Origin of the sequence: Streptomyces sp. NBC_00390 (assembly GCF_036057275.1) — a bacterium.
Lineage (GTDB): Bacteria > Actinomycetota > Actinomycetes > Streptomycetales > Streptomycetaceae > Streptomyces.
The window spans coordinates 2,097,247-2,123,397 of sequence record NZ_CP107945.1 but is presented as its reverse complement, the minus strand read 5'-3'; the positions used below and the strand labels follow the sequence as shown (position 1 = coordinate 2,123,397).

The following is a 26,151-nucleotide window of genomic DNA, read 5'->3' as shown; positions in this document are numbered from 1 at the left end:
CCGAAAGAAGGACAAGACATGCGCAACCTGGTGACCGGGGCCAGCGGATTCCTGGGAAGCCATCTCGTGGAGGGTCTTCTCGCCGCCGGCGAGAACGTGACGGCCCTGGTACGCAGGTCCAGCGACCGCAGCCACCTCGACCGCCTAGGGGTCGACGTCGTGGAGGCCGACCTCCTGGACCGCAGTTCGCTCACGCGCTGCCTCGAGGGTTTCGACCGCGTATTCCACTGTGCCGCACTGGTCAAGGACTGGGGCACCTGGGACGAGTTCCGAGCCGCCAACGTGACCAGCCTGCAGAATCTGCTGGAGGCCAGTAGTGCGGCGGGTGTGGGCCTGTTCGTGCACGTCAGCTCGACAGACGTCTACGGCCACCCCGATCGCCCCGTCGACGAGAGCGCGCCGCTGCGTCGGCGTGGATTCCTCTACGGCGACACCAAGATCGAGGCCGAGGAACTGCTGTGGCAGTTCGTCGACAAGCACGATCTGCCCACCGTCGTGGTGCGGCCGGCCAGCCTGTACGGACCGCGTTCGCGCACCTTCGTGGATGACGCGCTGGAGCTGCTGCGCCAAGGTGTCCCCATGCTCCCGGCAGACCGTTCGGCGGGGCTCACCGAGGTCACGAACGCCGTGGACGCGATTCTGCTCGTCGCGTCCGACGCGCGGAGCGTGGGCCGGGCATTCAACATCACCGATGATTCAACGGTCAGCTGGCAGACCTACTTCGAGCGCCTGGCCGAGATCGCAGGCCTGCCGCAGCCGCGCTTCGTCCGGATTCCCCGCCGTGTCGCGTACACGGCCGCATGGGCGATCGAGGCCACCTATCGCGGGCTCCGTCTTCGATCGAGTCCGCCGCTGACCAGGCTGGCGGTGGACATATTGACGACAGAGCAGGGCTTCTCCAGCGAAAGGCTCCGATCCGAGTTCGGGTACCGCCCGCGGATCGGCTTCGAAGAGGGAATGCGGAAGCTGGGCGAAGAGCTGCGAGGACGACGGACCCCGACCGGCACCGGGGGATAGCGGCGCGGCGGAACACCACCCCGACAGCGCCCGCGACCGGTTCCGTACGGCTCCGGCAGGCATTCGCTCCGGCCGCGGCCCAGCCGGGGCCGGAGGTCGCACAGTCGCTCCACGATTCCGGCGAGGCATGCCGGAATCGTGGAGCCGATGAGCAACCGGAAGCCGGTGAACCCCTACTCGGCCGCCGCACGTCGGGTGGTCGACCTCGTCATCGCACACATCGAGACCGTCATGGGAGGAACCGTCATCGACGCACCGCATGCGGCACGCGAGTCCGAGTCCGGGCTGCGCATGGAGCCGGTCCATGGACCGGACGCGCTCGCGGGGTGGGAGCCGACCGACAAGCCGGGCGAGCCCGGCACCAGCCTCTTCACGCGGGGTGCCCACCCGTCGACGCACACCGGGCGGCCGTGGACGATGCGCCAGTACGCCGGTCTCGGCACGGCCGTCGGGTCCGACGCCCGGTACAAGCAGCTGATCGCGAACGGTACGACGGGTCTGCCGGCGGCCTTCGACCTGCCGACCCGGATGGGCCACCACAGCGCCGCCCCTACTCGCAGAGCCTGCCGACCCGCGCAACTCGCACCAGACAGAGGACCAGTGAAGGACGTATGAGCCGGGGAAACCTGCTGGCCATCAGCGACCTCCATGTCAATCACGCGGAGAACCGCAAGATCGTGGAGGAGCTACGACCGATATCCGATGAGGACTGGCTGATCGTCGCAGGCGACGTGGGTGAGTTCTCCCACGACATCGCCTGGGCGCTCACTGCCTTGAGTGACAGGTTCGCCCAGGTCATCTGGGCCCCTGGCAATCACGAACTGTGGACACCCCCGGATGACCCCCTGCAACTGCGCGGGCGGCAACGGTACGAGCATCTCGTGGAACTGTGCAGAAGCCTCGGCATCCTCACTCCCGAGGACCCGTATGCCCTGTGGGACGGGCCGGGCGGGCCGGTCACAGTGGCGCCGCTGTTCGTTCTCTACGACTACACCTTCCGGGCTCCGGGCACCGACACCAAGGAAGAGTCCCTGGCCGTTGCCCACAGCCGGGGCGTCGTCTGCACCGACGAGTACCTCCTGCACCCCGACCCCTACCCCAGCCGAGAGGCCTGGTGCGATGCGAGAGTCGTGGAGACCGAGCAACGTCTGTCGGCATGCGACCCGGCGTTGCCGACCGTGCTCATCAACCACTATCCACTCGTCCGCGAGCCCACCCACGTTCTGAGACACCCCGAATTCGCGCAGTGGTGCGGCACCGTGCGCACTGCGGAATGGCACCGCCGCTTCCGGGCACACACCGTCGTCTACGGGCATCTGCACATCCCGCGCACGACCTGGCACGACGGGGTGAGGTTCGAGGAAGTCTCCGTCGGCTACCCACGTGAATGGCATCGTCCCGGCCACCCCGCCGTAGGGTTGCGCCGCATTCTCCCGCAAGAGCCCGCACCCGGGGGGCGGCACTCATGATCGAACGCATCCTCCCGAGCCATGTCGCCGTCTCGGAGGCCTTCCGCGACCCGCTGGGAACGGTCCTCTTCCCGGCGGAGCGCCGACTCATCGAGAAGTCGGTGGAATCCCGGAAGCGCGAGTTCACCACCGCCCGACGGTGCGCCCGCGAGGCCCTCGGCAAGCTCGGCCTGCCGCCCCGGCCCATCCTTCCCAACCACCACGGCGCCCCTCAGTGGCCCGAGGGAGTCGTCGGCAGCATCACCCACTGCGCCGGGTACCGCGCAGCGGCACTCGCCCGCACCACCGATGTGATGCTGCTGGGCATCGACGCCGAGCCGAACTTGCCGCTGCCGGAGGGAATCCTGGAGTCCATCGCACTGCCCGAAGAACAGCGGAGGATACGCAGAATGCGTCGTGCCGCGCCCGAAGTCCACTGGGATCGCCTGCTGTTCGGCATGAAGGAATGCGTCTACAAGAGCTGGTACCCGTACACGGGACAGCGCCTGGAGTTCGAAGACGCCGACATCTCCTTCGACGTCGGCGTCACCACGTTCACCGCGCAGCTCCGTCTGCCGCACCACCCCCCACGCAGGCCACCGACCGACCGCCTCGAAGGCAGGTGGCTGGCCCACAAGGGTCTGCTGATCACCGCTATTTCCCTCATGACAACGAGCTCGTGCAAGGTTGGCGACGGCGTGTCGAGTGCGGCGGCTCCGCCCGGTGTGCACATTCGCTGATCGGTCACGAGGCACGGTCCGTGCGTACCGCGGCGGGTCGGCGCAGCATCGAGCGGGTCACCGCGGCGAATGCGGGGTGGTCGTGCAGGCCGTCGAAGACGGTGCCGAGGAAGTCGTCGATCAGACGCTGTCGTTCGTCCTCGGAGAGCCTGGCCAGTTTGTGCATGAGATCCAACTCCTCGGGGTCGGAGCCACGTCGGGCCACCGCTGTCAGTACCGCGCGTCGCACACGCAGGGTGCGGATCTGCACCTCCAGGGCTTCGGCGTGCGCTGCGGCGAGCTGAGGGAGCGAGATCTCCCGGTCCACGACCTTCCGGATCGTGGGGAGGCCGAGACCCAGGTCGCGCAGGGTGCGCACGAGGTCCAGGCGTGCGACGGCGTCGATGCCGTAGCGGCGGTAGCCGGCCGGGCTGCGCTCGGTCGGCGGCACGATGCCGGAATCGGAGTAGAACCGGATGACCTTGACCGTCAGGCCGGTCCGCCGGGCCAGGTCACCGATCGAGTACAGCGCGTCGCCGTCGTTCATGCCCCCACCCTCGCGTCTCCTCCTACGGGAGACTCAAGCAGGTCCGCTGAGCCTGCGCGGCACGGTCGGGCACGGCGATGTGACCTTCGGGAACGCCGCCCTTGCCCGCCTCGTGCCCGCTTGCTCACAGTGTTACGCCGAGGGGACGGGGGGACCTGTCCCCAGCCGATCTGCCCGCCCGCAATGGCACGGGCACGGGCGCGGCCCTGCTGCTTCCAGTGCGGTGGAGATCGCAAACGGGCCCCGCCCCAAACGCACGGCATATGCGCAGCGTGCTGCGGCTCCACCTGACAGATGCCGAATCCTGCTGATCCTCACAGTGGCGGTCCGGCGGGTGTGTGACGAGCGTTACTGCCCATGATCGGCCGAGGTCACATCTCCGTAATGGGCGTTTCGTACTGTCGAGGGCACGTTCGATCAACAGAGAGGCCATCCGGTGCCCCCACAGGACTCGTCGACGGCCGCCTCCCAGGTGCGGACGGTCTGCTCGTACTGCGGTGTGGGCTGCGGCATGGTCCTCGACATCGCCTCCGGCCCCGACGGCCGTCGCAAGGTCCTCAAGGCATCGGGCGACAAGGCCCACCCCGCCAACTTCGGCAGGCTCTGCACCAAGGGTGCGACGACGGCCGACATGCTCGCCGCCCCGGGCCGCATGACCACCGCACTGACGCGTCCCGAGCGAGGGGCCGAGCCGGTGTCCGCCGGTGTGGACGAGGTGATCACGCGGACGGCCGGGCGGCTGCGGGCGATCATCGACGAGCACGGCCCGGACGCTGTCGCGTTCTACGTTTCCGGGCAGATGAGCCTGGAGGCCCAGTACCTGGCCAACAAGCTGGCCAAGGGCTTTGTCCGCACCAATCAGATCGAGTCCAACTCCCGTCTGTGCATGGCGAGCGCGGGCACCGGCTACAAGCTCTCCCTCGGCGCCGACGGCCCGCCCGGTTCCTACCAGGACTTCGAACACGCGGATGTCTTCTTCGTCATCGGCTCCAACATGGCGGACTGCCACCCGATCCTGTTCCTGCGGCTGATGGAACGGGTGAAGGCGGGGGCCAAGCTGATCGTCGTCGACCCGCGGCGCAGCGCCACCGCCGACAAGGCCGACCTCTTCCTGCAGATCAAGCCGGGGACCGACCTGGCTCTGCTCAACGGCCTGCTGCACCTGCTGGTGGAGAACGGCGACACGGACGCCGGCTTCATCGCGGAGCGCACCGAGGGCTGGGAGGCGATGCCGGAGTTCCTTGCGGACTACCCGCCCGCAAAGGTCGCCGAGATCACCGGCATCCCGGAGGCGGACATCCGCCGGGCGGCGCAGCTGATCGGCGCGGCGGGGGAGTGGATGAGCTGCTGGACCATGGGGCTCAACCAGTCCACCCACGGCACCTGGAACACCAATGCCCTGATCAATCTGCACCTGGCCACCGGCGCGATATGCCGCCCTGGCAGCGGTCCGTTCTCCCTCACCGGTCAGCCCAACGCCATGGGCGGCCGCGAGATGGGCTACATGGGCCCCGGACTGCCCGGTCAGCGGTCGGTGCTGGTGGACGAGGACCGCGCCTTCGTGGAGGAGTTGTGGGACCTCGAGCCCGGCACGGTGCGCAAGGACGGATCGGGCAAGGGCACCGTCGAGATGTTCCAGCGGATGGCGGACGGCGAGATCAAAGCCTGCTGGATCATCTGCACCAACCCGGTCGCCTCGGTCGCCAACCGCAGGACGGTCATCGAGGGTCTGGAAGCGGCCGAACTCGTCATCACGCAGGACGTTTTCACCGACACCGAGACCAACGCCTACGCCGACGTCATGCTGCCGGGCGCCCTGTGGACCGAGACCGAGGGCGTACTGATCAACAGCGAACGCAACCTCACCCTCGCCCAGCCGGCCGTGGACCCGCCGGGGGAGGCGCTCGCGGACTGGCGGATCATCGCGCGTATCGCCTGCGAGATGGGATACGCCGATGCCTTCTCCTACACCGGCGCCGAGGAGATCTTCGAGGAGATCAAGCGCGCCGCGAACCCGAAGACCGGCTACGACCTGCGGGGCGTGACGTACGAGCGGCTGCGCGCCACTCCCGTCCAGTGGCCCGCCGCGACCACCGATGGCCCGGACCGCAACCCGATCCGCTATCTGGGCGAGGACGGCAACGGCCCGGTGTTCCCGACGGCAGGCGGACGGGCCGTCTTCTTCGCCCGCCCGCACATCCCGGCCGCGGAAATGCCCGACGAGGACTACCCGTTCGTCCTCAACACCGGGCGGCTCCAGCACCAGTGGCACACCCTCACCAAGACCGGAAAGGTCGCCAGGCTCAACAAGCTCGACCCGGCGCCGTTCGTCGAACTGCATCCGCAGGACGCCGAAAAGCTGGGGATCGGGGAGGGCGATTCGGTCGAGATCGCATCCCGGCGCGGCCGCGCCGTGCTGCCGGCCGTTCTGACGGACCGGGTGCGGCAGGGCTGCTGCTTCGCACCGTTCCACTGGAACGACCTGTTCGGGGAGTACCTGAGCATCAACGCGGTGACCAGCGATGCAGTCGACCCGATCTCCTTCCAGCCTGAGTTGAAGGTGTGCGCGGTGACGCTGGCCAAGGTGGCCACTCCGGTGGTCGTGGCTCAGGCGCCCGTCGCCGCGTCCGGCGAGGTGCCGGCCGCGATGGTGCCGACCGCCGTCCAGCCCGGCGCGGCCTCGGTCCTCGGGCTGGAGGGCGCGCCACCGCCCGTGCTCTTTGAGCACGAGCGCCAGTACCTGGTCGGCTTCCTGGCCGGACTGGAATCAGGCGCGCCCGGCGTTCCCGTGCTGCCGGCCGGTGCGCCTTTCCGTGAGGAGCACGCGCGGTGGGTGAACGGCGTGCTCGCCGGCATGTACTCGCGTGCCCCGCAGAGCCCGGAGGAAGCGACGACGCAGGCCACTCCTCAGGGCCGTGAGGTGGTCGTCCTGTGGGCCTCGCAGACGGGCAATGCCGAGGAGTTCGCCGCGGCCACCGCCGACCGGCTCACCGCAACCGGCCACCGCGCCGAGCTCGTCGGCATGGACGACACCGACCCGCGCGCCCTCCCTCCCGCTGCCGACCTCCTGTTGATCACCAGCACGTTCGGTGACGGCGACGCACCCGACAACGGATCGGGGTTCTGGAACGCCCTGACCGCTGCGGACATCCCGCGCATGGACGGCAGGCGGTACGCGGTCCTGGCCTTCGGGGACTCCTCGTACGACGACTTCTGCGGCCATGGACGTCGCCTGGACCAGCGTCTGGACGAGCTGGGGGCCGTACGCCTGGCCCCCCGCACCGACTGCGAACCGGACTACGAGCTCCCTGCCCACGCGTGGCTCGACCACGTCCTCAGCAACCTCACCGCACTACCGACGACCGGGTCGGCCCCCGCACCGGCCGCCGCCCCTGTCCGCAGCGCCAGGCCGGCCCCCGCCGCCGCGCGGCTCACCGGCAACCGGCTCCTCAGCCTCCCCGGCGCGGGCAAGGAGGTCCGGCGGTTCACCTTCGACACCAGCGACAGCGGGACTCCGCTCGCCTACGAGGTCGGCGACGCCCTCGGCGTGCATCCCGTCAACTGCCCCGATCTCGTGACCGAATGGCTCGCCGTCACCGGTCTCGACCCGGCCGCCGCTGTCGACGTCGCCGGCGTCGGCGAGGTCCCCCTCACCGACGCCTTGCACCGGCACCTGGACATCACCAAGCTCACCCCGGCGCTGCTGGGCTTCATCACCGAGCGCACCGGCGACCGCGACCTGAAGAAGATGCTGCGCCCCGACAACAAGGGCGAACTCGCCCGGTGGTCCTGGGGCCGTCAGGCCGTGGACGTCGTCGCCGAGCACCCCGTCCGCGCCACCCCGAACGAGTGGGCCGGTGTCCTCAAGCGCCTGCAGCCCCGCCTGTACTCGATATCGTCCAGCCCGCTCACGGACCCGCACCAGGTGTCGCTGACGGTCTCCGTCGTCCGGTACGAGAATGTCCACGGCCGCCTCCGCAAGGGCGTGTGCTCGCCGTTCCTCGCCGATGCCGTCGACGGCGCCACGGTGCCGGTCCTCGTCCAGCGCTCCCCGCACTTCCGGCCCCCGGCGGACCCCGACACACCGATGGTGATGGTCGGCCCCGGGACCGGAGTGGCACCCTTCATCGGCTTCCTCGAGGAACGCCGAGCCCGTGGCCACCGAGCCCCCGGCTGGCTCTTCTTCGGCGAACAGCACCGCGCCACCGACTTCTACTACCAGGACGAGCTGACCGCCTTCCTCGCCGATGGCACCCTCACCCGCCTCGACACCGCCTTCTCCCGCGACCAGCGCGCCAAGATCTACGTTCAGGACCGGATGCGCGAACACGGTCCCCTGCTCTGGTCGTGGCTCCAGGACGGCGCACACTTCTACGTCTGCGGCGATGCCGCGCGGATGGCCAAGGACGTCGACCAGGCGCTGCGGGACATCGCAGTCGCACACGGCGGCCTCGACGAGGACGGAGCGGTTCTCTACGTCAAGCAGCTGGCCGCCGACAAGCGGTATGTCCGCGACGTCTATTGAGGCGCATCCGGTTCCAGGGCGCCCTGGTCATCGTCCGCCCGGTTCGTCCGCGGCGGCATCGGTTCAGAGGGCCACGACGGCTGCTTCGGTCGCTTTGACGCTGGTCCAGACGGGAGTTCCGTCGGCGAGGCCGAGTTCGGCGGCGGCCTGCGGGGTGATCTCGGCGACGAGGTCCGGCGCGTGCTCGGAGGTGATCAGGACACGTAGCCGGCTCCCGCTGGTGGTGATCTCCCGTACGGCGCCGGGCCACACATTGCGAGGGCTGCCGCTGGGCCTGTCGCGGTGAACGGCGACGGCTTCCGGAGCGATGATCGCGAGGGCGTCGGAGCCGACCGGGAGAGGGTCCGCGACGACGAGTGTGCCGCCGCCGGTGAGCTGGATGCCTTCGGCGGTGGCGGTGCCGGGCCAGGCGTTGCGGCCGAGCATGCGGGCGACCCACGGGGAGCGCGGGTGGCGGGTCACCTCGGTGGGCGGGGCGTCCTGAACGGCGCGTCCGTCGTCGAGTACGAGGACCCGGTCGGCGAGCGCGACGGCTTCGACGGGGTCGTGAGTGACGATCAGGCAGACGCCGCCGAAGCCGTCGAGATGACGGCGGAGGGTGTGGCGGACGTGGGCTCGGGTGGTCTGGTCGAGGGCGGCGAGCGGTTCGTCCAGGAGGAGGAGCCGGGGGCGGGCGGCCAGCGCCCGGGCGAGCGCAACACGCTGGGCCTGTCCGCCGGAGAGCTGAGCCGGTCTGCGATGGGCGAGATGGCCGACGCCGAGCCGGTCGAGCCATTCCTGGGCGCTGCGGCGGGCCTCGGCGCGGGGGACGCCGTGGGCGTGCAGTCCGTACGCGGTGTTGGCGAGGGCGCTCATGTGCGGGAAGAGGGCACCGTCCTGCGGGACCCAGGCCACGCCCCTGCGGTGCGGTGGAAGGCCGGTGACATCGTGATCGCTGAGCCGGAGTTCGGCGTGGGCGCGTGGGGTGAGGCCGAGCAGTGCGCGCAACAGGGTGGTCTTCCCTGCCCCGTTGGGGCCGACGACGGCGATGGTGGTGCGGGGTTCGGCGTCCAGGGTGAGCCGGTTGAAGCCGGTGACCTCGGCGTGCAGGGACCAGAGCTCTTGCGGTGCCGAGTGCTGGGTGGCGTCGGGCTCGGGAACGGGTGCCGGGACCGCCTCGTCCACCGGGGGCCCGGGTACATGCGCGCGGGCGGCGGGCGTGCCGGCCCAGCGGCCGCGCAGCGCGACGAGCACCAGCATCGCGATGGCGAGCAGCAGCAGAGAGACCGATGTCGCGGCCTCCGGCTCGTCCTGGAGCAGCAGATACACCTGCAGCGGCAGCGTCTGGGTGGTGCCGGGGAGGTTGCCCGCGAAGGTGATGGTGGCGCCGAACTCGCCCAGCGCCCGCGCCCAGGTCAGGGCCGCTCCCGCGATGAGGCCGGGGGCGACCATCGGCATCGTGACGGTGAAGAACACCCGCACCGGTGAGGCCCCGAGGGAGGCGGCGGTCTCCTCGTATCGTGGACGGAGCCCGCCCAGCGCGCCTTCGAGGCTGATGACGAGGAACGGCATGGCGACGAAGGCCGCAGCGAGGACCGCGCCCGAGGTGTGGAACGGCAGGGTGATGCCGAAGGTGTTCTCCAGCCAGGGCCCGAGCAGCCCGCGGCGGCCGAACGCGAGGAGCAGCGCGACACCGCCGACGGTCGGTGGCAGCACCATGGGCAGCAGGACGAGGGAGCGCACGAACGCCTTGCCGGGGAACGGGACTCGGGCCAGCAGCCACGCCAGCGGTACGCCCAGGACCAGGGACAGAGCGAGAGCCCAGAACGAGACCAGCAGCGAGAGCTTCAGCGCCTCGGTCGTTCCCGGGCCGGTCAGATGGCTGCCGAGTTCCGGCCACTGGGTCCGTACGAGGATCCCGACAAGGGGGAGCAGCAGGAAGGCGACGGCCAGCAGCGCGGGGATCGCCAGGGTGACCGGGGTGCGGGGGCCCGGTGCGCGACTGCGGATTCGTTTCATCGGGAATACCTGGGGGCTCGGGGTGACGGATGAGCGAGGGGGGCTGTCGGTTCCCCCGGAACGGACAACCCCCTCACGGCAGTCGCCGGGGCTACGGCTTCTGGAAGCCCGCGTCCTGGAGGATCTTCTGTGCCTCGGGCGTGGACAGCCACGCGACGAACGCGGCGGCGGCCTCGGCGTTCTCGGACTGCTTCAGTGTGGCGGCCGGGTATGCGGCGACGGCGTTCTGCGCGTCGGGGACCTCGACGGCGTCGACCTTGTCGGGGGCCGTTTCGGCGTCCGTCCTGTAGACGAGACCCGCGTCGGCCTCGCCGAGCTCGACCTTGCTGAGCACGGCCCGGACGTTCGGCTCCTGCGAGACGGGCTCCACCGTGATCTTCTGGGCGTCGAGGATCTTCTTGCTGTACTTGCCGGCCGGCACCTCGGGGGCGGCGAGGACGACCTTCAGCTTCGTGTCCGCGAGGTCCTTGAGTGCGTCGACCTTGTGCGGGTTGCCCTCGACGGTCGCGATGACGAGGCGGTTCTTCGCGATGACGGTCGGGGTGCCGGTGTCCGCCTTCACGCCGTCCATGCTCTTGGTGTCGGCGGTGACCAGGGCGTCGGCCGGGGCGCCCTGCTTCACCTGGGCGACCAGCTCCTGCGACCCCGCGAAGGAGAACGTGATCTTCGTCCCCGGGTTCTTCTTCTCGTACGCCGCGCCGGCGGTCTTGAACACGTCGGTCAGTGAAGAGGCTGCCAGCACAGTCAAGTTGGCCTTGGGAGTGCCTGTGGCGGACTCGGTGGCCTTCGCGCTGCCGGTGTCCTTCTCGGAGCCGTCGTTGCCGCATGCAGTGAGCGGAACGAGGAGTGCAGCGGCCAGTACAGCAGCGGCGGCGCGGTGTCTGGTGAAAGTGAGGGACATGAGCGTGGAACTCCCCGGGGGGCATGGTCGGCCGGTGCCGTCCGAGCGGATGGTGATGAGCCGCGCCGGTGACGGGCGACGCCGCTTGGTTGCGCGAGGGTCAGGTGCGATCGATGTGCACGCTGGTCGACTTCACGCGGGCGGTGGCCTGCATGCCGACCTCCAGACCCAGTTCCTCGACGGCCTCCCGGGTCAGGAGTGAGACGAGCCGGTGCGGACCTGCCTGGATCTCGACCTGCGCGGCGACGTCGCCGAGCTTCACGGCGGTGACGATGCCGGGGAAGGCGTTGCGGGCCGAGGTGCAGGAGGAGTCGTCCTCGCCACTGCCGCTCTGGGCGACCTCGATGGAGAAGGCGGCCAGATCGCGGCCGTCGATGAGACGGCGGCCGCTGTCGTCGCGATGGGTTGCGACCCGGCCGGCGTCCGCCCAGCGGCGCGCGGTGTCGGGACTGACGCCGAGCAGACGTGCCGCCTGTCCGATGGTGTAGGACTGCATGTGCGACACCGTATGGCGTTTCTCCTCACATTTGCAATTGATCAGTCGATTCTCCATGGCAGGTGCTATGGCGATTGGAGGAACGGGCAATTGCGCCGCGGAGGGCCCCCTGTCTTGCGATCGGGTACAAGCGCAGGTCTCCTCTGGTTCGCCGGCCGGGCACCGAGACGGCGTGTTGCTTGCGATGCGTCGCCGAACGGTTGCGAAGGGTGTGGGTAGAGTGCGGAAGGCGCTGCAGGATGTAACCGGCATTCCGTCCAGTAATCGAGGCGTTTCTTCATGGGCCTGAGTATTCGCAACCAGTTCCCCGGCACCGTCACATCGGTCACCTCGGGCGAGGCCATGGCGACCGTCAAGGTGCGCCTCGACGGGGGGCAGGACATCACGGCCGCCGTGACCGCCGAGGCCGTCAAGGAGCTGGGACTCGCCGAGGGGTCCGCCGTACGCGCCCTCGTCAAGGCCACCGAAGTGGCTCTGGCCACTGGCCACGTCGCAGGGCTGAGCATCCGCAATCAGATCCCCGGAACGGTGAGCGACGTGGCGGAGGGCCGCGCGATGGCGAGCGTCAAGGTCGACGTCGAGGGCGGCGGGCTCACCGCGGTGATCACCAAGGACGCCGTCGCCGACCTCGGTCTCGCCTCGGGGTCCTCGGTCGTCGCGCTGGTCAAGTCCACCGAGATCGCGCTCGCCAACGTCTGACCCCGCGGCGGAACCCCTCCGTCGCGATCATGGGATGACTCCGTGTGCGCCCTGAGCCGGGCCTTCGGCTCAGGCCGAGGACGCGGCGGTCAAGGCCACATCAACTGCCTGCCCCGGACGCCCTCGTGAAGCGTGTGGATGAGACGCAGGTCTGCCGGCTCGTGCGGAGTTCACGGGAGGTCGATGTGGACGTTCGTCGACTTGACCCGCGCCGTGACGGTGACTCCGACCTCGATGCCGAGTTCCTCGACGGACTCTCGTGTGACCAGTGAGACCAGCCGGTGAGGACCGGACTGGATCTCCACCTGGGCGGCCACATCGTCGACGCGTACGGCGGTCACGATCCCGGCGAACGAATTGCGTACGGAGGTGGCCACGCCCTCCGGTACCGGATGCATGCCCGCGGCCCGCTCCTGCGCGAACGCCGCCAGGCCCACCCCGTCGATCACGCGGTTCCCCGAGCCGTCCCGGTCCATACGCAGCCGACCGCTGTCCGCCCACCGGCGAACGGTCTCGGAACTCACACCCAGCAGCTCTGCTGCCTGCCCAATGCTGTACGACGGCACACCCGCACTCTAGGCCAGTGCCTGGCAGCGGCCGCCGAGGCGGCCTCACCCCCTACCGGCCGGCGACGGAGTGATCGGCCTGCCCAGAGCTGTGCGCGAGGCAGCTGACCCGCTTCGGTACCGCGCTGGAGCCGGGCGCCACCGGCGGCGTGGACATCGTGCGACGGCACGGCGAGGGACGGTGCTCGGGAACCTTCGGGTGCAGGCCACGCAAAGGGCCGCAGATGGCTGCGGTCACGTGCTGCCGCGGCGGACGCCGGGCCCGGACAACCCCGGGGCGAAGTGCGCCTGTTCAGTCGATGACGGCGGTGGCTTCGATCTCGACCAGGTGGTCGGGTACGTCCAGTGCCGCGACGCCCAGCAGCGTGGCGGGCGGGACCGGGGTGACCCCCAGTTTCGCGGCTGCCCGGGTGACGCCCTTCATGAGCAGGGGCATCTTGTCGGGGGTCCAGTCGACGACGTGGACGGTCAGTTTCGCCACGTCGTCGAAGGAAGCGCCGGCCGCGGCCAGGGCGGTGCCGATGTTGAGGTAGCACTGCTCGACCTGAGCGGCGAGGTCGCCTTCGCCGACCGTGACACCGTCGACGTCGCAGGCGACCTGCCCGGCGATGAAGACCAGCTTCGACCCGGTCGCGATCGACACCTGCCGGTAGGCGTCGATTTCCGGCAATCCGTTGGGGTTCACCAGGGTGATGGCCATTGCTGCCTGCCTCCATTGCTGTGAGAGTCGCTCTCTTGCAGTTACTCGGAAACCGTAGGAGAGTGACCGCTGACATGGAAGAACGCACTTTTCGGTGACTGGGGAACCTGATGGTGACCAAGCAGTTCAGCAGCTCGCCCGAGGGCGCGGACCTGAGGCGTGCGGACTCTCTGGGGCGGGAGATCTTCTCGGACATCGCCAACAAGTGGGCGCTCCTGATCATCGAGTCTCTCGGTGAACGCACCCTGCGCTTCAGCGAGTTGCGGAACGAGATCGACGGCGTCAGCCACAAGATGCTGACCCAGAACCTGCGCATGCTGGAGCGCAACGGTCTGGTCGAGCGGACGGTGCACCCCGTCGTGCCGCCGCGGGTCGAGTACACCCTCACCGAGCCGGGCCAGGCCCTGCGGGTGACGATCGACGGACTGTGCGACTGGACCCACCAGTACCTCGGTCACATCGAGGCCTCCCGCCACCGCTTCGACGCCTGACGGGCTGAGGGCTCGCTTGCCGTCCAGCCGCGAAGGAACGCACTCGCAGGGCCCCCAAGGCTCGCGGGGCGGCCCACACGCCGACCCCGAGGCCCGCGGTCGTGATGACGCCGATGGCGAGGCCCGCGGTCGTGATGACGCCGATGGCGAGGCCCGCGTCCCCCGCGATCCCGGCAGTCACGCACACGGCGACGACCACTCCGAGGCAGCCGAACACGAACCACTTGAGGCCGCGCATGAACTTCTCGCGCCGGGAAGGGATGAAGGTGCGCAGGATGACGAGGGCGGAGCCGTCGATCTCCTCGGTCCGCTCGGGCAACAGCGCGTTCACGGCGTCGGCGAAGACGGTGGCGTCGGCCTCGCTCACGTCCTCTATCCGGTGGACGGACGGCGTGGCGCCGGCCAGAGCCCTCACCTCGACGGACCGTCCCTCGGCACGGACCCGGGCGATGGCCGCGGTGGGGATCGGCAACCTGGCGAACACCCGGGACGGGCTCGACACCATCATCACCGCGCCTGCCACCACCCTGCAGACCGGCCGCCCCTGCCCCTGATGAGCGCGAGGGAACGGTGACGGACCGGCCCTCGGGACCGGCCAGGTACAGCGTCCGGACCTCGATCAGGTCCTCAGGCTCCCGCTCCTTCCGTCCCCGGCTCCATCCGGCCGTCATGACCGGACCGGCGTGACCGAGCACGGCCTCGCCTTCGATGCCCGCCGGCGTGACGACATCAGTTGCATTCCGACAGGCTCTTGTCGGCGCAGCAGCCTCGGCCACCGCCAAGGTTTGCGTACGTACCCGGGGACATGTCTCTGCGTCTCGACAATTGTGTCCATGGGTGGCCATGGCCGCCGTCGGCCATAAAGGGCCTACTCTCGATGGGCGTTATCTGACAAAGTCGTACCTGAACTGACGCGGGACCACGTCAAATGAACCGAACCGTACGACCTTGCGCAAGCGCGCTCAGAGCCAATGGATGGGGTCAAGGACAGCGCTTTCCCTGCAATTCCCATTGACTCTGCCGACCGGCGAGGCGACGTGTTTCATCGGCACCATGCCGGAACCGGTGCTGCGAGCAACGTCGAAGGGTACTTACGTCGCCCCTCTTTTTCCTGTTGAGCCTCCTTGATGCGACGGTCTCCACAGGAGGGCCCGGACCGCTCCTACACGACTTGAAAGCGAAACAGTGCCGGACATTGATATCACGCTGACAGAGCCGACTCCAGATGTGACCAAGCTGATTGATGACTGGCTGGGAAGCTACATAACCAAGCCCCATGCAGAACTGGGGCGCAGTGGTGCTGTGTGTCCGTTCGTCGAGCCATCCCGGAGAGCCGGCTGTCTCGTGCTGTACACGGCAGAATGGCGGCCGGAGTTCGGCCTCTCACACATGATGCGAATTGTCGAAAACGCAGTCGAGTCCTTCGCCACCCACGAGTGGGGATCGAAGAACCCCAACCTGCACTCCCTCGTGGTAGCGGTGCCGGATCTGCCGCGCGAGGCCTACTGGTTGATCGACAAGGCGCATGAGCTCACCAAGGACCGTGTCGTGGCCAGCGGTTGCATGCTGGGGCAGTTCCACCCGACCTGCGAAGAGCCGGCAGCACGCAACAGCGGGTTCCCCGTCAACAGGTCGCCCGTGCCGTTGTTCGCCGTACGGAACATGGCTCTGCACGACATCCTCTTCCTGCACGCCGACGATTTCTGGTTCGCAGAATACGAGCGTCGCCATGGACGGCATTACGAGAAGCCGGACCGCCTCGACCCTGATTTCGTCAAACTGTTCGAATCCGCCCGTGCCCGACTGGCGGGGGACCTCGAACCGGTGCACTGACCCGCTGAGCATCTGCCGAATCCGATGACTTCGCAAGCGTCCACCAGAGCCTGGCCTTTGGAGAAATGAAGACCAACATGGAGCAGCCGAGTTCCTGTCCAGTGCTGCAGCACGGCAGTGAGGGCGCACCCCCCTACGTCACTTACGCCCACATGGACAGACTGCACGAATTGCAGCAACCTCGATCCGATTCACCACGGGAATTGACGTTCCTGCTCATAAGCCATGTCAAGGAACTGCTGTTCCGCGCTGTGCTCGTGGAGGTTGACCAGGCTCGTGAACAGCTTCGCGAGAGCCAGGTCGACCAGGCGTGCGAGAGTCTCTCGCGTGCCGTGCGTGCCCAGCGGCTCCTGGTGAACGTATGGGACACGATGACGGCGCTGTCCCCGGATGAATTCCTTGCTTTCCGCGACATCCTCGGTGAGGCATCAGGCACTCAGTCCTTCATGTACCGGGCACTGGAATTCACGCTCGGCAACAAGGACCCTCGGACCGTGGCTCAGTGTTCCGGCTACATGGACCTCTATCCAGAACTCACGAAGGCGTTCCGCGCCCCGAGTCTCTACGACGAAGCGCTGAGCCTGCTGGTGCGCCTGGGAGCCACGATTCCGCGAGACGTCTACGAGCGTGCGCCCGGTGCGCCGTACACGCCCAGCACGGACGTGGAACAGGCATGGCTCGCCGTCTACAAGGAGCCGGGTCGCTGGCGACAGGCCCATCGGCTCGCGGAGATGCTGACCGAGGTGTCGTACCAGTTCTCCCACTGGCGCGCGACCCATCTCCTCGTGGTGGAACGCATGCTCGGCAGCAAGCCCGGAACGGGCGGCACAACGGGCCTGGACTGGCTTCGTTCGGTGAACGAGCACCGCTTCTTTCCCGAACTGTGGGCTGTCCGCACACTCCTGTGACTCCCCATCCCATCGACTCAGACTGGAGGGCTGGTCGTGACTGCCGCCCCTACCCTGACCATGCGCGGGCTGGTGCCCATCCTGTTCGGGCACGCCGCGTTTCAGCAACTCAATGCCGCATGCGAGCTCGGGCTCTTCGAATATCTGCACAGCGCGCCGGGGGCCCCGGCGGACTCCGTTGCGGCGGGTACCGGACTGAGCACGCGCTCCGCTCAGGTGCTGCTGCTGGGGACGACCTCGCTGGGCCTCACGACAAAGGGCCCTGACGGCTACCGGAACTGCGAGATCGTGGAGGAGGCGTTCCGTGAAGGCAGTTGGCAGGTGCTCAGGGACATCGTGGAGTTCCAGGCCCGGATCGCCTACCTGCCGGCCATGGACTATGCAGAGTCGCTGCGCACGGGCGAGAACATCGGTGTGCGCCACTTCCCGGGCGACACGCAGGACCTCTACACCCGTCTGGCCAACACCGAAGGTCTCGAGCAGCTGTTCTACCGGTGCATGAACTCCTGGTCCACTCTGTCGAATCCGGTGCTGCTCGACGGCGTGGACTACTCACAGGTCCGGCGGGTGCTCGATGTCGGTGGTGGGGACGCGGTCAACGCGATTGCCCTCGCATCGGCCCACGAGCATCTGCGCATCACCGTCCTCGACCGACCCGGTGCGCTTGAAGTCGCCAAGGACAAGATCGCCCGGAGCGGTCTGGCCGACCGCATCGACACCCATTCCGCGGACCTGTTCGACGATGCCTACCCGACCGGCTACGACTGCATTCTGTTCGCGCACCAGCTGGTGATCTGGACTCCGGAGCAGAACAAGGCCCTGCTCGGCAAGGCGTTCGACGCCATGGCCGACGGAGCCCGTGTGCTCATCTTCAACGCCTTCTCCGACGACGACGGCACCGGCCCGCTGTACGCCGGACTGGACAGCGTCTACTTCGCCACGCTGCCTTTCCGCGGCAGCACCCTCTACCCGTGGCAGCACTACGAGGAGTGGCTGCGGCACTGCGGGTTCTCCAAGATCAACAGGGTCACGATCAACTCCTGGACACCCCATGGAGTCATCGAGGCCTACAAGAGCTGAGGCAAGAGGCAGCGGTGCTGTGTTCGGACAAGGCCGGTCCGAGCACAGCACCGTCCGCCTCCCGTCAGGTGATCAGCGTAGGTGTCTGGAACCGGGAGTCGTGGTGTTCACCGGAGAGCACGACGTCGCGCAGCGTCGTCACCGCCTGATGGACGTCGGCATGGGAGATGTACAGCGCGTTGTAGCCGAAGCGCAGCATGTTCGGGGGCCGCACGTCCCCGATGACCCTTCTGGCGATCAGGGCCCTCATGAGTGCGTGGGCTTCCGGGTGAGCCAGTGTCACCTGGCTCCCCCGCAGGCCGGGTTCCCTCGGAGTCACCAGGTCGAAGCCCAAGGACACAAGGTGTTGGTCGACGCACTCGATGAAGAAGTCGCCGAGCGAGAGGCTCTTGGCGCGCACATCGGCCATCTCGACGCCGTCGAAAGCCTCCAAGGCCGCTTCGAGAGCGAGAAGAGACAGCACATGGGGCGTACCGATCCTGGTCCGCGAGATACCGGGCGCCGGCTCGAAGTCCCGCTCCATAAGGAAGGGACGGGCGTGGCCGTGCCAACCGGTGAGCGGCGGCTCGAAGGTTCCGTGATGAGTCCGCGCCACGTATATGAACGCGGGGGAGCCAGGGCCTCCGGACAGGTACTTGTACGTACAGCCCACGGCGATGTCGACACCCTGTTCGTCGAGCTCGACAGGCAGCGCGCCCGCGGCATGACACAGGTCCCACACCACCACCGCGCCCGCCGCGTGAGCGGCGGCGGTGACATCGGCTGCGTCCCACAACCGTCCGGTGCGGAAGTCCACCGCCCCGTAGGAGACGACGGCCACGCGCTCGCCGTGTTCCCGAAGGAAGTCGTGCACGTCCGGCACCGGTACAGCGATGACATCCAGCCCGCACAGGCCGGCCGCCGACTGCGCAAGGTAACGGTTGGTCGGAAAGTGGTCGGGATCCGTGACCAACAGCGTGCGCCCCGGTCGTAGCCGCGCAGCTCCCACCAAGGCGTTGAACGTCTGGACGGAGGTCGACTCACCCACCGTGATCTGCCCGGGCGCAGCACCGAGCAAGCGGCCGATGCGGTCGCCGATCCGCAGCGGTGCGCCCCACCAGTCGTCCTCGGTCCATGCCGCAATCAGGTGATTGCCCCACTGGTCGCGAACCGCCTTCTCCAACGTCGCCGGTACGCGGCTGGAGAGTGCACCCAGAGAGTTCCCGTCCAAATAGATGGTCCCATCCGGAAGCAGAAACTTTTCTCGCCGCGAATACAGAGGATCTGCCATGTCAAGATTCTTGGCATCCCTCATGGTGGGCATGGAGCACCTCTTTCGAGTCGAAGAATCGTCGGGAGTTTAACGCTGTAATAACGCCCTGCGGGAACGCGGGGTCTTTTTCGAAGTCTGGAGAACGAGATGCTTGTCTATGGTGAAATGACCCAGAAGGAACTCGACCGGGAGTACTCGCCGAGTTCTTGCGCACCAGAATTTACCGCACATCTTACGCGTTATGCGACGGACAGCGACCGGGCCAGGGAAATCCTGGACCACCAGCTTGACGTCCGCTACGGGCCAGGTGCGGCGGAGTTGCTGGACTTTTATCCTCCGCGACGTCCCCAGTCCCCGCTCTTCGTTTTCGTACATGGTGGTCACTGGCAAGAGATGAGCAAGGAGGACTCCGCGTTCCCTGCCAGGGACCTGGTGGAGCAGGGTGCGGGATTCATCGCCGTCGGCTACGGACTCGCACCGGAACACGGCATCGGTTCAATGGTCGCGTCGGTACGCCGGGCCCTGCGGTGGACAGGGTCCCATGCCGCAGACCTGGGGACCCGCCCCGACCTCATTTTCGCAGGCGGCAGTTCCGCGGGAGCGCACCTTGTGGCGATGGCGCTGTGTGCCGGCACGGAGGATCCGTGCGACGTCGCCGGGGCAGTGCTCCTCAGCGGCGTCTACGACCTCGAGCCGGTGCGGTTGAGCTACGTCAACGACAAGGTGCGCATGGATGGATCCGTGGCGACCGCCTACAGCCCCATCCGGCACCTCCCTCTCGCGACGCCGAAGGCCATCGTCGCGCGGGGGGCCGCTGAGACGGCCGAATACGCCAGGCAGCACGTCGACTTCGTGAACGAGTTGAGTCGCCACGGCCTGCAGCCCGTCGACCTGCGAGTGGCTGGACGTGACCACTTCGACCTGCCGTTCGACCTCGCGTGCCGCGGTACCGCGCTGGGCGATGCCGTGCTGACCCACATGGGTCTGTGAACACGTACACGGCCTCGTGACTGGCCCAAAGCGGCCATGGCCCCACCCAGTCATCCTTGCGACTTGTATCGGCTCCCCGTTTTCACCGCTCCTGCTAACGTGATTTCAGTTGATGAGCTGTTCAAAGGTGGGGTCGAACATTACCTCCTTGAGGCGCAGGGTAGTCGTGTCTTCGATTATCAAAGGATGAATGAGATGAACCTCGCCCGCGAGGTGTTCGGTATTCGCATTGCACCCTGGTCGGCAGATTCTTCAGGGAAATCGGCGACTCCGATGCCGGAGAATGTGGATATATCGTGGTACGGCGGATCGCGGATCCCTTCGGCAGATCCAGGAAGTGAAGCCGTGGTGCAGGCGCTTTCTGGGCTGATGTTCGTAAATGGCGCAGAAACCGGCCGGCCTCGCCGTTTCGGTCTGGATGTGGCGTCCGCTGCAAGCGGTCTGCTCGCGGGTCACGGTGCTTTGGCGGCCGAGATCGGCCGTTCTCGTGGAATAGGCATCGAGACGGTACGGACGTCCGTGCTTCAGGCGGCAACACTTCTCGCCGGCCAGTACATCGGTGAGGCAACGTCAGAAGAGAGCTGGGCGCCGTCGATACGCGGCAATGGTTCGCCGCCGCCGTTCGCCAGCGCGGACGGTCGGCCATTCGAAATCGATACGTTCGATCCCGAGCGGTGGGCCGGCTTCTGGCGGAGCCTGGGCGTGGACGACGCTCTTCTGGGCCGGTCGTGGACCATCTTTCAGTATCGATACGTCAAGGGGCACTGCGTACTTCCTGCCGGCCTGCACATCGCAGCGTCGTCCGCACGGTGGTCTCAAGTGCTCGCGGCAGCTGACGAGTTCCGAGTGAGTCTGTCGCCGTTGCGGACCTATGCGGAGATGTCTGCCGAACCTGGTTGGTCGGCCGGTCATCCCGTGCTGACGCCGTTGGCCGGACATGGCCGGGGCCCTTCTGCTCCGGAACATGCGAGCCGGGCAGGTGATTCAAAGCCCCTGCCACTGAGCGGTATTCGTGTCGTGGAGGCCACTACCCGCGTCCAGGGTCCGCTGGCCGGCCTCTTGCTCCGCATGCTCGGTGCCGAGGTCACCTGGATCGAACCGCCGCAGGGGGACATCGGCGGCATGGGCGCCTACTACCACCGCGGTAAGGCACGAGTGCCTGTCAACGTCGCGCGCCCGGAAGGCCGTGACCAACTACGCGACATGATCGCGGAATCCGATGTGTTCCTCCACAACTGGCGCCCCGGTAAGGCCGAGGAGTGGGGGCTCAGCGCGGAAGAACTGGCGGGCATCCGGCCGGGACTGGTTTTCGCCGAAGCGTCCGGGTGGGCCCCTCTGGCCGACCGGGACCATGTGCTCGGTACAGAGTTCATGGTCCAGGCCTACACGGGGTTGGCCGACACGAACACGCCCGTACTCGAACGGCCGCGAACGACCCGGGTGTTGCTCTGCGACATCTTCGGTGCCCTGGTGGCCTGTGAAGGAGTCCTGGCAGGCCTCCTTCAGCGAGAGCGCCGGGATCACGGTTGGAAGTCCGAGACCTCGCTGCTGTGCGGCTCGATGGCCCTGCAGTCCCAGGTCACATCCGATCACGGCTCGTCGCGGCGAACAGACGGGCGTCCGGAATGGCACCTCCTGGACGAGCCGCTGGAAACCGCCGACGGCTACCTGGCGATCACCGTCGCCGATGGTGCTGCCCGCCGGAGCCTGGGCGAAGCGCTGGGGATGCCGCTTCACGACGAGAGCGACAAGGCACTGGCGGAGCGGTTGCGTGAGGCTCCGGCAGCGCACTGGGAGAAGGCACTGGCCGAGGCCGGTGTTCCCGCTGCCGAGGTCCGCTGTGATGTGGATGCGCTGGTTCATGACGAACGTCTTGCCCCGCTGTTCGAGCCCTTCGAGGGCGGCGGGCAAGCACCGGTAGCGCCGTGGGTGTTCGAGTGACCGACGTCAGTCGGTGACTGAGTCACATCGATATCGAGGAACAACCTGTGAACGAACTGATTGCGACACTGCACGCCGCATGCAAGGAGCGGCCCGACCAGGCTGCCCTCACCTTCCGGGGACAGTCCCTGACCTACGGTGAGCTCTGGAATCGTGTCGAGCGGATGGCGGAGGCCTATCGGACGCTCGGGATCCAGGCCGAGGACCGTGTGGTCTGCCAGCTCCCCAATTCCCCGGAATACCTGATATCCATGATGGCCGCGTGGATATCGGGGATCGCGTTCGTCGGTGTCGACCACGATCTGACCGGACCCGAACTGGTGTCGCTGGTCGACCGCACCGACGCTGTCGCCCTGCTGTACCAGCCTCGGGCCGGGGCCGAGGACGCCATGGAGCCGTTGCACGCGGTGCGTGAGGCGTTTCCGAAGATTCACGCGATCGTGCACGGCACCGATGAGCCGGTGGGAACGCAATTCGACGACCTGCTGGACGGCACCGCCGCCCCGCGGGAGACGGACCGCGACTACACCCGCATCGACGATCTCGGGATCGCGCTGCTGCTGATGACTTCCGGCACGACCGGCCGGCCGAAGCTGGTGGTCGAGACCTACCGGGCACTCTGGTCCAAGACCGCGGCCTTCCTGGAGGCGATGCAGCCCGACAGCGACGACGTATGGCTGCTCTATCCGCCGATGGCCCACGGCTTCGGCTTGAAGATGACACTGATGGCACTGGCCAGTGGCGGCCGCCTGGTCGTCATGGACAGGTTCTCGCCGAGCGGCGCGTTGGATCTGGTGACGGCCGAAAAGGTCACGGTGCTTCCCGGGACCCCGGCCCATCTCCGGATGATGCTCGACCGACTGGACGGCGAGCGCCATGACGTGTCCTCGCTGGGGTGGGCGGTCTCGGCCGCATCGCCGCTGCCCGCGGCGCTGTTGGAGCAGGTGTACACCGTTCTCGGTGTCGAGATGCTGTTCATCTACGGCTGCTCGGAGGGCTTCTACACCTTCACCACCGACCGCGCGGACATCGAGGCCGGTTCGGTCGGCCGTCGGCCGATGGACGGGCCGGAGGGTACTCCGGCCGACGGACACGCTGAGATCGTCGCGCTCGACGGTACGGGAGCCGTGGCCGGCGGCGTGCTCGGCGAGATCGTGTACCGCGCGAAGGTCCCGGTGCGTTACTGGGGGCAGGAGAGTGTGGCTGTCGACGGGTGGTACCACACCGGTGACCTCGGGATCATCGATGACGAGGGCCGGCTGCACGTACGCGGCCGGACGAAGGAGCTCGTCAACCGGGGTGGTCTGAAGGTTTCGTGCGTCGAGGTCGAGACGGCGCTGGGGGCGTTGCCGGCCGTGGCCGACGCCGCGATCTTCCCGGTCCCCGACGAGGTGCTCGGTGAGGCGATCGGCGCCTGTGTGGTTCCGGCCGATCCCGACGACCCGATCGATCTGGAGGGACTGAAGTCCGGCCTGCGCCATTCACTTGCGCGGCACAAGATGCCGGACCGGCTGTGGATCGTGGACGCCGTCCCGCGGACGAAGATCGGCAAGATCGACCGGGCAGCCCTCTCCTCGGCAGTGGCGTCATGACTGTGCAAACCGATCTTTCCCCCGCACTGCGACGCGCGACCGAGCTGCTCGCCGTACGGGGGATCGACCCGGTCGTCCAGGACGGCTACCTCGACACCCTCCGGCCTCGACCCGACGGCATCGCCGGCGCGGACAGCAAAGGAATCCAGGCGCTCTGGGCCTCCAAGGCCGGCGCGGGTCTCTATCGATTCGCCCAGGCGCTGATTCGGGGGGTACTGAGGGGGTCCCGGACTCCGGCCGAGTGGCTGGTGCTGCCGTCCGAGGGCGTGATCCTCGATGTCGGGTCGGGGCTCGGGCATGTCACCCATGTCCTGGCGGAAAGAGCCGGACCGGACGTCGTCGTGCTGGGCGCGGACATCTCCGCGCCGATGCTGGCCCGTGCGGCCAAGGCATGCACCGATCCTCGGGTCGGATTCCTGCTGGCCGACGCCGGCCGGTTGCCCTTCGACGACGGCTGCGTCGACGGCGTGGCCTCGACCGCTGTGCTGCAGCTGGTCCCGGACCGCGCTGCCGCGCTCGCGGAGATGGTCCGCGTGCTGCGGCCCGGCGGCGTCCTCACCGTGATGATCCCCAGCACCAAGCACGGTCCGGCAAAGCTCATGTCGGCGCTGCCGGGCGGTGGAGCCCATTACTTCGACGACGACGAACTCCCCGGCATGTTTGCCGCGAACGGGCTCACGGACGTCGAAGTCCGTCAGAAGGGCTCGTTCCAGTGGGTTCGCGGCCGCAAGAACTGAGCGTCCGCAGGAGTACGAGCTCGCTGACGCCCTGACGGGACCCGCATCCGGTACCGGCGGCACGGCCGGCGCCGAATGGCTGGGCAGGATCACCGATCACCGTTCTCCCCGGAACTGTGGACTTCAAGAACAACGAAGCAACGGAGGCACAATGGCGCGCAATCACCGTCTGCTCTACGACGAGCTGATGGCAGCGCGGCGGGACGCGGAGCCGTGGATCGTCGATCATCAGCCGATCGCAGTGGCGGTGCAGGACGACGAGATCGCCCCGAGCGCCATTGCCGATGCGGCGGCACGGGCGGCGACGCTGCTCGAGTCCGAAGGTGTCGGCGTCGGCGACCGATGCGTGTTGTGGCTCGACTCCGTTGTGGACGTGCTGGTGCTGATCTCCGGTCTGTCCGCGGTGGGCGCGGTGCCGATCCTGATCAGCCCGACTCTGGACGCCGAGACCGTCGGGGAGATGCTGGCACCGACCACAGGCGTCGACCGGGTGATCACCACGACCGCCCGTGTCGCGCAGTATGCCGCTGTCGGGGACGGCCGGCGGGTCGACGACTGGTCGGTGCTGACCGAGCGGATGGCGACCGTGTCTCCCCGTACGACCCCTGCCGTGGAGCTGCCGGACACGGCACCGTACGTGGTCACGCACACGTCGGGAACGACCGGCGTGCCGAAGCTCGTCCAGTACACGAGAGCGGTGATCGACTACCACGGCCATCTGCGTGCGCTGGGGCACCGCGTGTTCCGTATGAAGGGCTACGCCGTCTTCGCCCTGTCGCCCTCTCACGGCGCCACGGTTGTCGCCCTGTTGTTCTCGCTGCGACGGAACTCTCCGCTGATTCTGCTGGCGGCCACGGACCCGGCGACGGTCAGCCGAATCGTCCAGCAGCGGCGCCCTACGTTTCTGGAGACGGTTCCGAACACGTACATGCTGTGGGAGGACCTGGCCGACGCGGGCGTGTTCCGATCTGTCAGATGGTTCTACGCCACGTTCGATGTGCTGCATCCGGCCACGGTCCAGCGCTTCCTGCGTGGCAGCGGCCGAAAGTTCGCTCTCTTCTTCGAGCTGTACGGCCAGTCGGAGTTGGGCGCCATATCGGCTCGCACACATCTCAAGGGGATCGGCGGGAGCAGCAAGCAGCACGAGCTCGGCCGCAGGATGAAGGGCCACCCCGTGGGCCGAGGAGTTCCCGGTGTCACGAAGATCCGGATCGTCGATGCCGACGGAGCCCAGGTACCCGCAGGTACGCCCGGGCGCATTCAGGTGCGCACCAAGGCGCTCTTCTCCACCTACATCAACCGACCTGAGGCCGCGCGTGCCGGCCGTAGCGAAGGCGGCTGGTGGGACACCGGTGACTGGGGTGAGAAGGACCGGTTCGGCCGGCTCACGCTGATCGATCGCCAAGTGGACCGTGTGAGTACGGTACCGAGCTCGATCGCCGTGGAAGACCTGTTGCTGGAACGGATGCCGTGGCTGCTCGAGGTCGTCGTGCTCGAGCAGCACGGCCGGATCGTGCCGGTAGCGGCGGTCCGGGAGGGTGGGTTCGACGCAGACGCGTGGCGGGAAGCGGTTGTGGATCTGCCGGGATTCGACTCGCCCGTAGTGGTTGATTTCGCGAGTCTGCCGAAGACAGCGACGGGGAAGATCCGTCGCTCGGTGCTTGCTGCCCGCATCGCCGAAGGTTCCGGATCTCCTGCAAGCCCGAAGTGA

Annotated in this window: 21 protein-coding genes and 2 pseudogenes; 16 read left to right on the top strand and 7 right to left on the bottom strand. The window is 67.8% G+C overall.

The window, feature by feature from the left end; all coding sequences use genetic code 11:
- Positions 1–18: 18 nt before the first annotated feature.
- The 4 genes and pseudogenes from OHS70_RS08830 (at position 19) to OHS70_RS08815 (ending at position 3,205) form a co-directional block, all read left to right on the top strand.
- Positions 19–1,017, top strand: coding sequence for an NAD-dependent epimerase/dehydratase family protein (locus OHS70_RS08830; RefSeq protein ID WP_328395435.1), 999 nt, complete (start codon positions 19–21; stop codon positions 1,015–1,017).
- A gap of 231 nt (positions 1,018–1,248) precedes the next feature.
- Positions 1,249–1,569 (top strand): annotated as a pseudogene (locus OHS70_RS08825) (methylmalonyl-CoA mutase family protein); the annotation flags it as partial.
- Positions 1,570–1,628: 59 nt separating this feature from the next.
- Positions 1,629–2,486, top strand: coding sequence for a metallophosphoesterase family protein (locus tag OHS70_RS08820; RefSeq protein ID WP_328395433.1), 858 nt, complete (start codon positions 1,629–1,631; stop codon positions 2,484–2,486).
- Positions 2,483–3,205, top strand: a complete 723-nt coding sequence (locus OHS70_RS08815; RefSeq protein ID WP_328395431.1) for a 4'-phosphopantetheinyl transferase family protein — start codon at positions 2,483–2,485, stop codon at positions 3,203–3,205. The genes OHS70_RS08820 and OHS70_RS08815 overlap by 4 nt, the downstream gene beginning before the upstream one ends.
- Before the next feature lie 46 nt (positions 3,206–3,251).
- On the opposite strand, the pseudogene OHS70_RS08810 reads toward OHS70_RS08815, so the two are convergent.
- Positions 3,252–3,731: pseudogene (locus OHS70_RS08810) on the bottom strand (MerR family transcriptional regulator); the annotation flags it as partial.
- A 511-nt stretch (positions 3,732–4,242) separates the two neighbouring features.
- Here OHS70_RS08810 and OHS70_RS08805 point away from each other — a divergent pair.
- Positions 4,243–8,256: a molybdopterin-dependent oxidoreductase gene (locus OHS70_RS08805; RefSeq protein ID WP_443062738.1), complete on the top strand. Its 4,014-nt coding sequence runs from the start codon at positions 4,243–4,245 to the stop codon at positions 8,254–8,256.
- 63 nt (positions 8,257–8,319) lie between these two features.
- On the opposite strand, the gene OHS70_RS08800 is transcribed toward OHS70_RS08805, so the two are convergent.
- From OHS70_RS08800 to OHS70_RS08790, 3 genes are all read right to left on the bottom strand, one after another.
- Entirely contained in the window at positions 8,320–10,254 is a 1,935-nt protein-coding gene (locus tag OHS70_RS08800; protein WP_328395429.1) for an ABC transporter permease, read from the bottom strand.
- Between the two features lie 91 nt (positions 10,255–10,345).
- Positions 10,346–11,155, bottom strand: coding sequence for a molybdate ABC transporter substrate-binding protein (modA, locus tag OHS70_RS08795; RefSeq protein WP_328395427.1), 810 nt, complete (start codon positions 11,153–11,155; stop codon positions 10,346–10,348).
- 100 nt (positions 11,156–11,255) lie between these two features.
- Positions 11,256–11,651, bottom strand: a complete 396-nt coding sequence (locus tag OHS70_RS08790) for a TOBE domain-containing protein (protein WP_328395425.1) — start codon at positions 11,649–11,651, stop codon at positions 11,256–11,258.
- A gap of 279 nt (positions 11,652–11,930) precedes the next feature.
- Here OHS70_RS08790 and OHS70_RS08785 point away from each other — a divergent pair, with 279 nt between their 5' ends.
- Positions 11,931–12,350, top strand: coding sequence for a TOBE domain-containing protein (locus OHS70_RS08785; protein ID WP_328395423.1), 420 nt, complete (start codon positions 11,931–11,933; stop codon positions 12,348–12,350).
- 170 nt (positions 12,351–12,520) lie between these two features.
- On the opposite strand, the gene OHS70_RS08780 is transcribed toward OHS70_RS08785, so the two are convergent.
- Both OHS70_RS08780 and OHS70_RS08775 read right to left on the bottom strand, forming a co-directional pair.
- Positions 12,521–12,916, bottom strand: coding sequence for a TOBE domain-containing protein (locus OHS70_RS08780; RefSeq protein WP_328395421.1), 396 nt, complete (start codon positions 12,914–12,916; stop codon positions 12,521–12,523).
- A 292-nt stretch (positions 12,917–13,208) separates the two neighbouring features.
- Complete coding sequence (locus OHS70_RS08775; protein WP_328395419.1) at positions 13,209–13,616, bottom strand: RidA family protein; 408 nt, start codon at positions 13,614–13,616, stop codon at positions 13,209–13,211.
- A 110-nt stretch (positions 13,617–13,726) separates the two neighbouring features.
- Here OHS70_RS08775 and OHS70_RS08770 point away from each other — a divergent pair, with 110 nt between their 5' ends.
- The 5 genes from OHS70_RS08770 to OHS70_RS08750 all read left to right on the top strand — a co-directional run bounded on the left by OHS70_RS08770 (position 13,727) and on the right by OHS70_RS08750 (position 17,928).
- The gene (locus OHS70_RS08770; RefSeq protein ID WP_328395415.1) at positions 13,727–14,107 is read left to right on the top strand and encodes a winged helix-turn-helix transcriptional regulator; all 381 of its coding nucleotides are present in this window, start codon (positions 13,727–13,729) and stop codon (positions 14,105–14,107) included.
- Between the two features lie 275 nt (positions 14,108–14,382).
- Entirely contained in the window at positions 14,383–14,661 is a 279-nt protein-coding gene (locus tag OHS70_RS08765) for a hypothetical protein (RefSeq protein ID WP_328395413.1), read from the top strand.
- Positions 14,662–15,334: 673 nt separating this feature from the next.
- A complete protein-coding gene (locus tag OHS70_RS08760; protein WP_328395411.1) occupies positions 15,335–15,940 on the top strand; it encodes a DUF6875 domain-containing protein in 606 nt (201 codons plus the stop codon).
- Positions 15,941–16,005: 65 nt separating this feature from the next.
- Positions 16,006–16,848, top strand: a complete 843-nt coding sequence (locus OHS70_RS08755; RefSeq protein WP_328395409.1) for a tryptophan 2,3-dioxygenase — start codon at positions 16,006–16,008, stop codon at positions 16,846–16,848.
- Between the two features lie 36 nt (positions 16,849–16,884).
- Positions 16,885–17,928 (top strand): methyltransferase, encoded by a 1,044-nt coding sequence (locus tag OHS70_RS08750; protein ID WP_328395407.1) that lies wholly within the window; start codon positions 16,885–16,887, stop codon positions 17,926–17,928.
- Positions 17,929–17,992: 64 nt separating this feature from the next.
- Here the strand turns inward: OHS70_RS08750 and kynU are convergent, their stop codons facing one another.
- Positions 17,993–19,231, bottom strand: coding sequence for a kynureninase (gene kynU, locus OHS70_RS08745; protein ID WP_328395405.1), 1,239 nt, complete (start codon positions 19,229–19,231; stop codon positions 17,993–17,995).
- A gap of 96 nt (positions 19,232–19,327) precedes the next feature.
- Here kynU and OHS70_RS08740 point away from each other — a divergent pair, with 96 nt between their 5' ends.
- From OHS70_RS08740 to OHS70_RS08720, 5 genes are all read left to right on the top strand, one after another.
- On the top strand, positions 19,328–20,170 hold the full coding sequence (locus tag OHS70_RS08740; protein WP_328395403.1) for an alpha/beta hydrolase: 843 nt from the start codon (positions 19,328–19,330) through the stop codon (positions 20,168–20,170).
- 99 nt (positions 20,171–20,269) lie between these two features.
- Positions 20,270–22,111: a CoA transferase gene (locus tag OHS70_RS08735; protein ID WP_328395401.1), complete on the top strand. Its 1,842-nt coding sequence runs from the start codon at positions 20,270–20,272 to the stop codon at positions 22,109–22,111.
- Positions 22,112–22,158: 47 nt separating this feature from the next.
- Positions 22,159–23,703, top strand: a complete 1,545-nt coding sequence (locus tag OHS70_RS08730; protein WP_328395399.1) for a class I adenylate-forming enzyme family protein — start codon at positions 22,159–22,161, stop codon at positions 23,701–23,703.
- On the top strand, positions 23,700–24,440 hold the full coding sequence (locus OHS70_RS08725) for a methyltransferase domain-containing protein (RefSeq protein WP_328395397.1): 741 nt from the start codon (positions 23,700–23,702) through the stop codon (positions 24,438–24,440). The genes OHS70_RS08730 and OHS70_RS08725 overlap by 4 nt, the downstream gene beginning before the upstream one ends.
- A gap of 151 nt (positions 24,441–24,591) precedes the next feature.
- Entirely contained in the window at positions 24,592–26,151 is a 1,560-nt protein-coding gene (locus OHS70_RS08720; protein WP_328395395.1) for a class I adenylate-forming enzyme family protein, read from the top strand.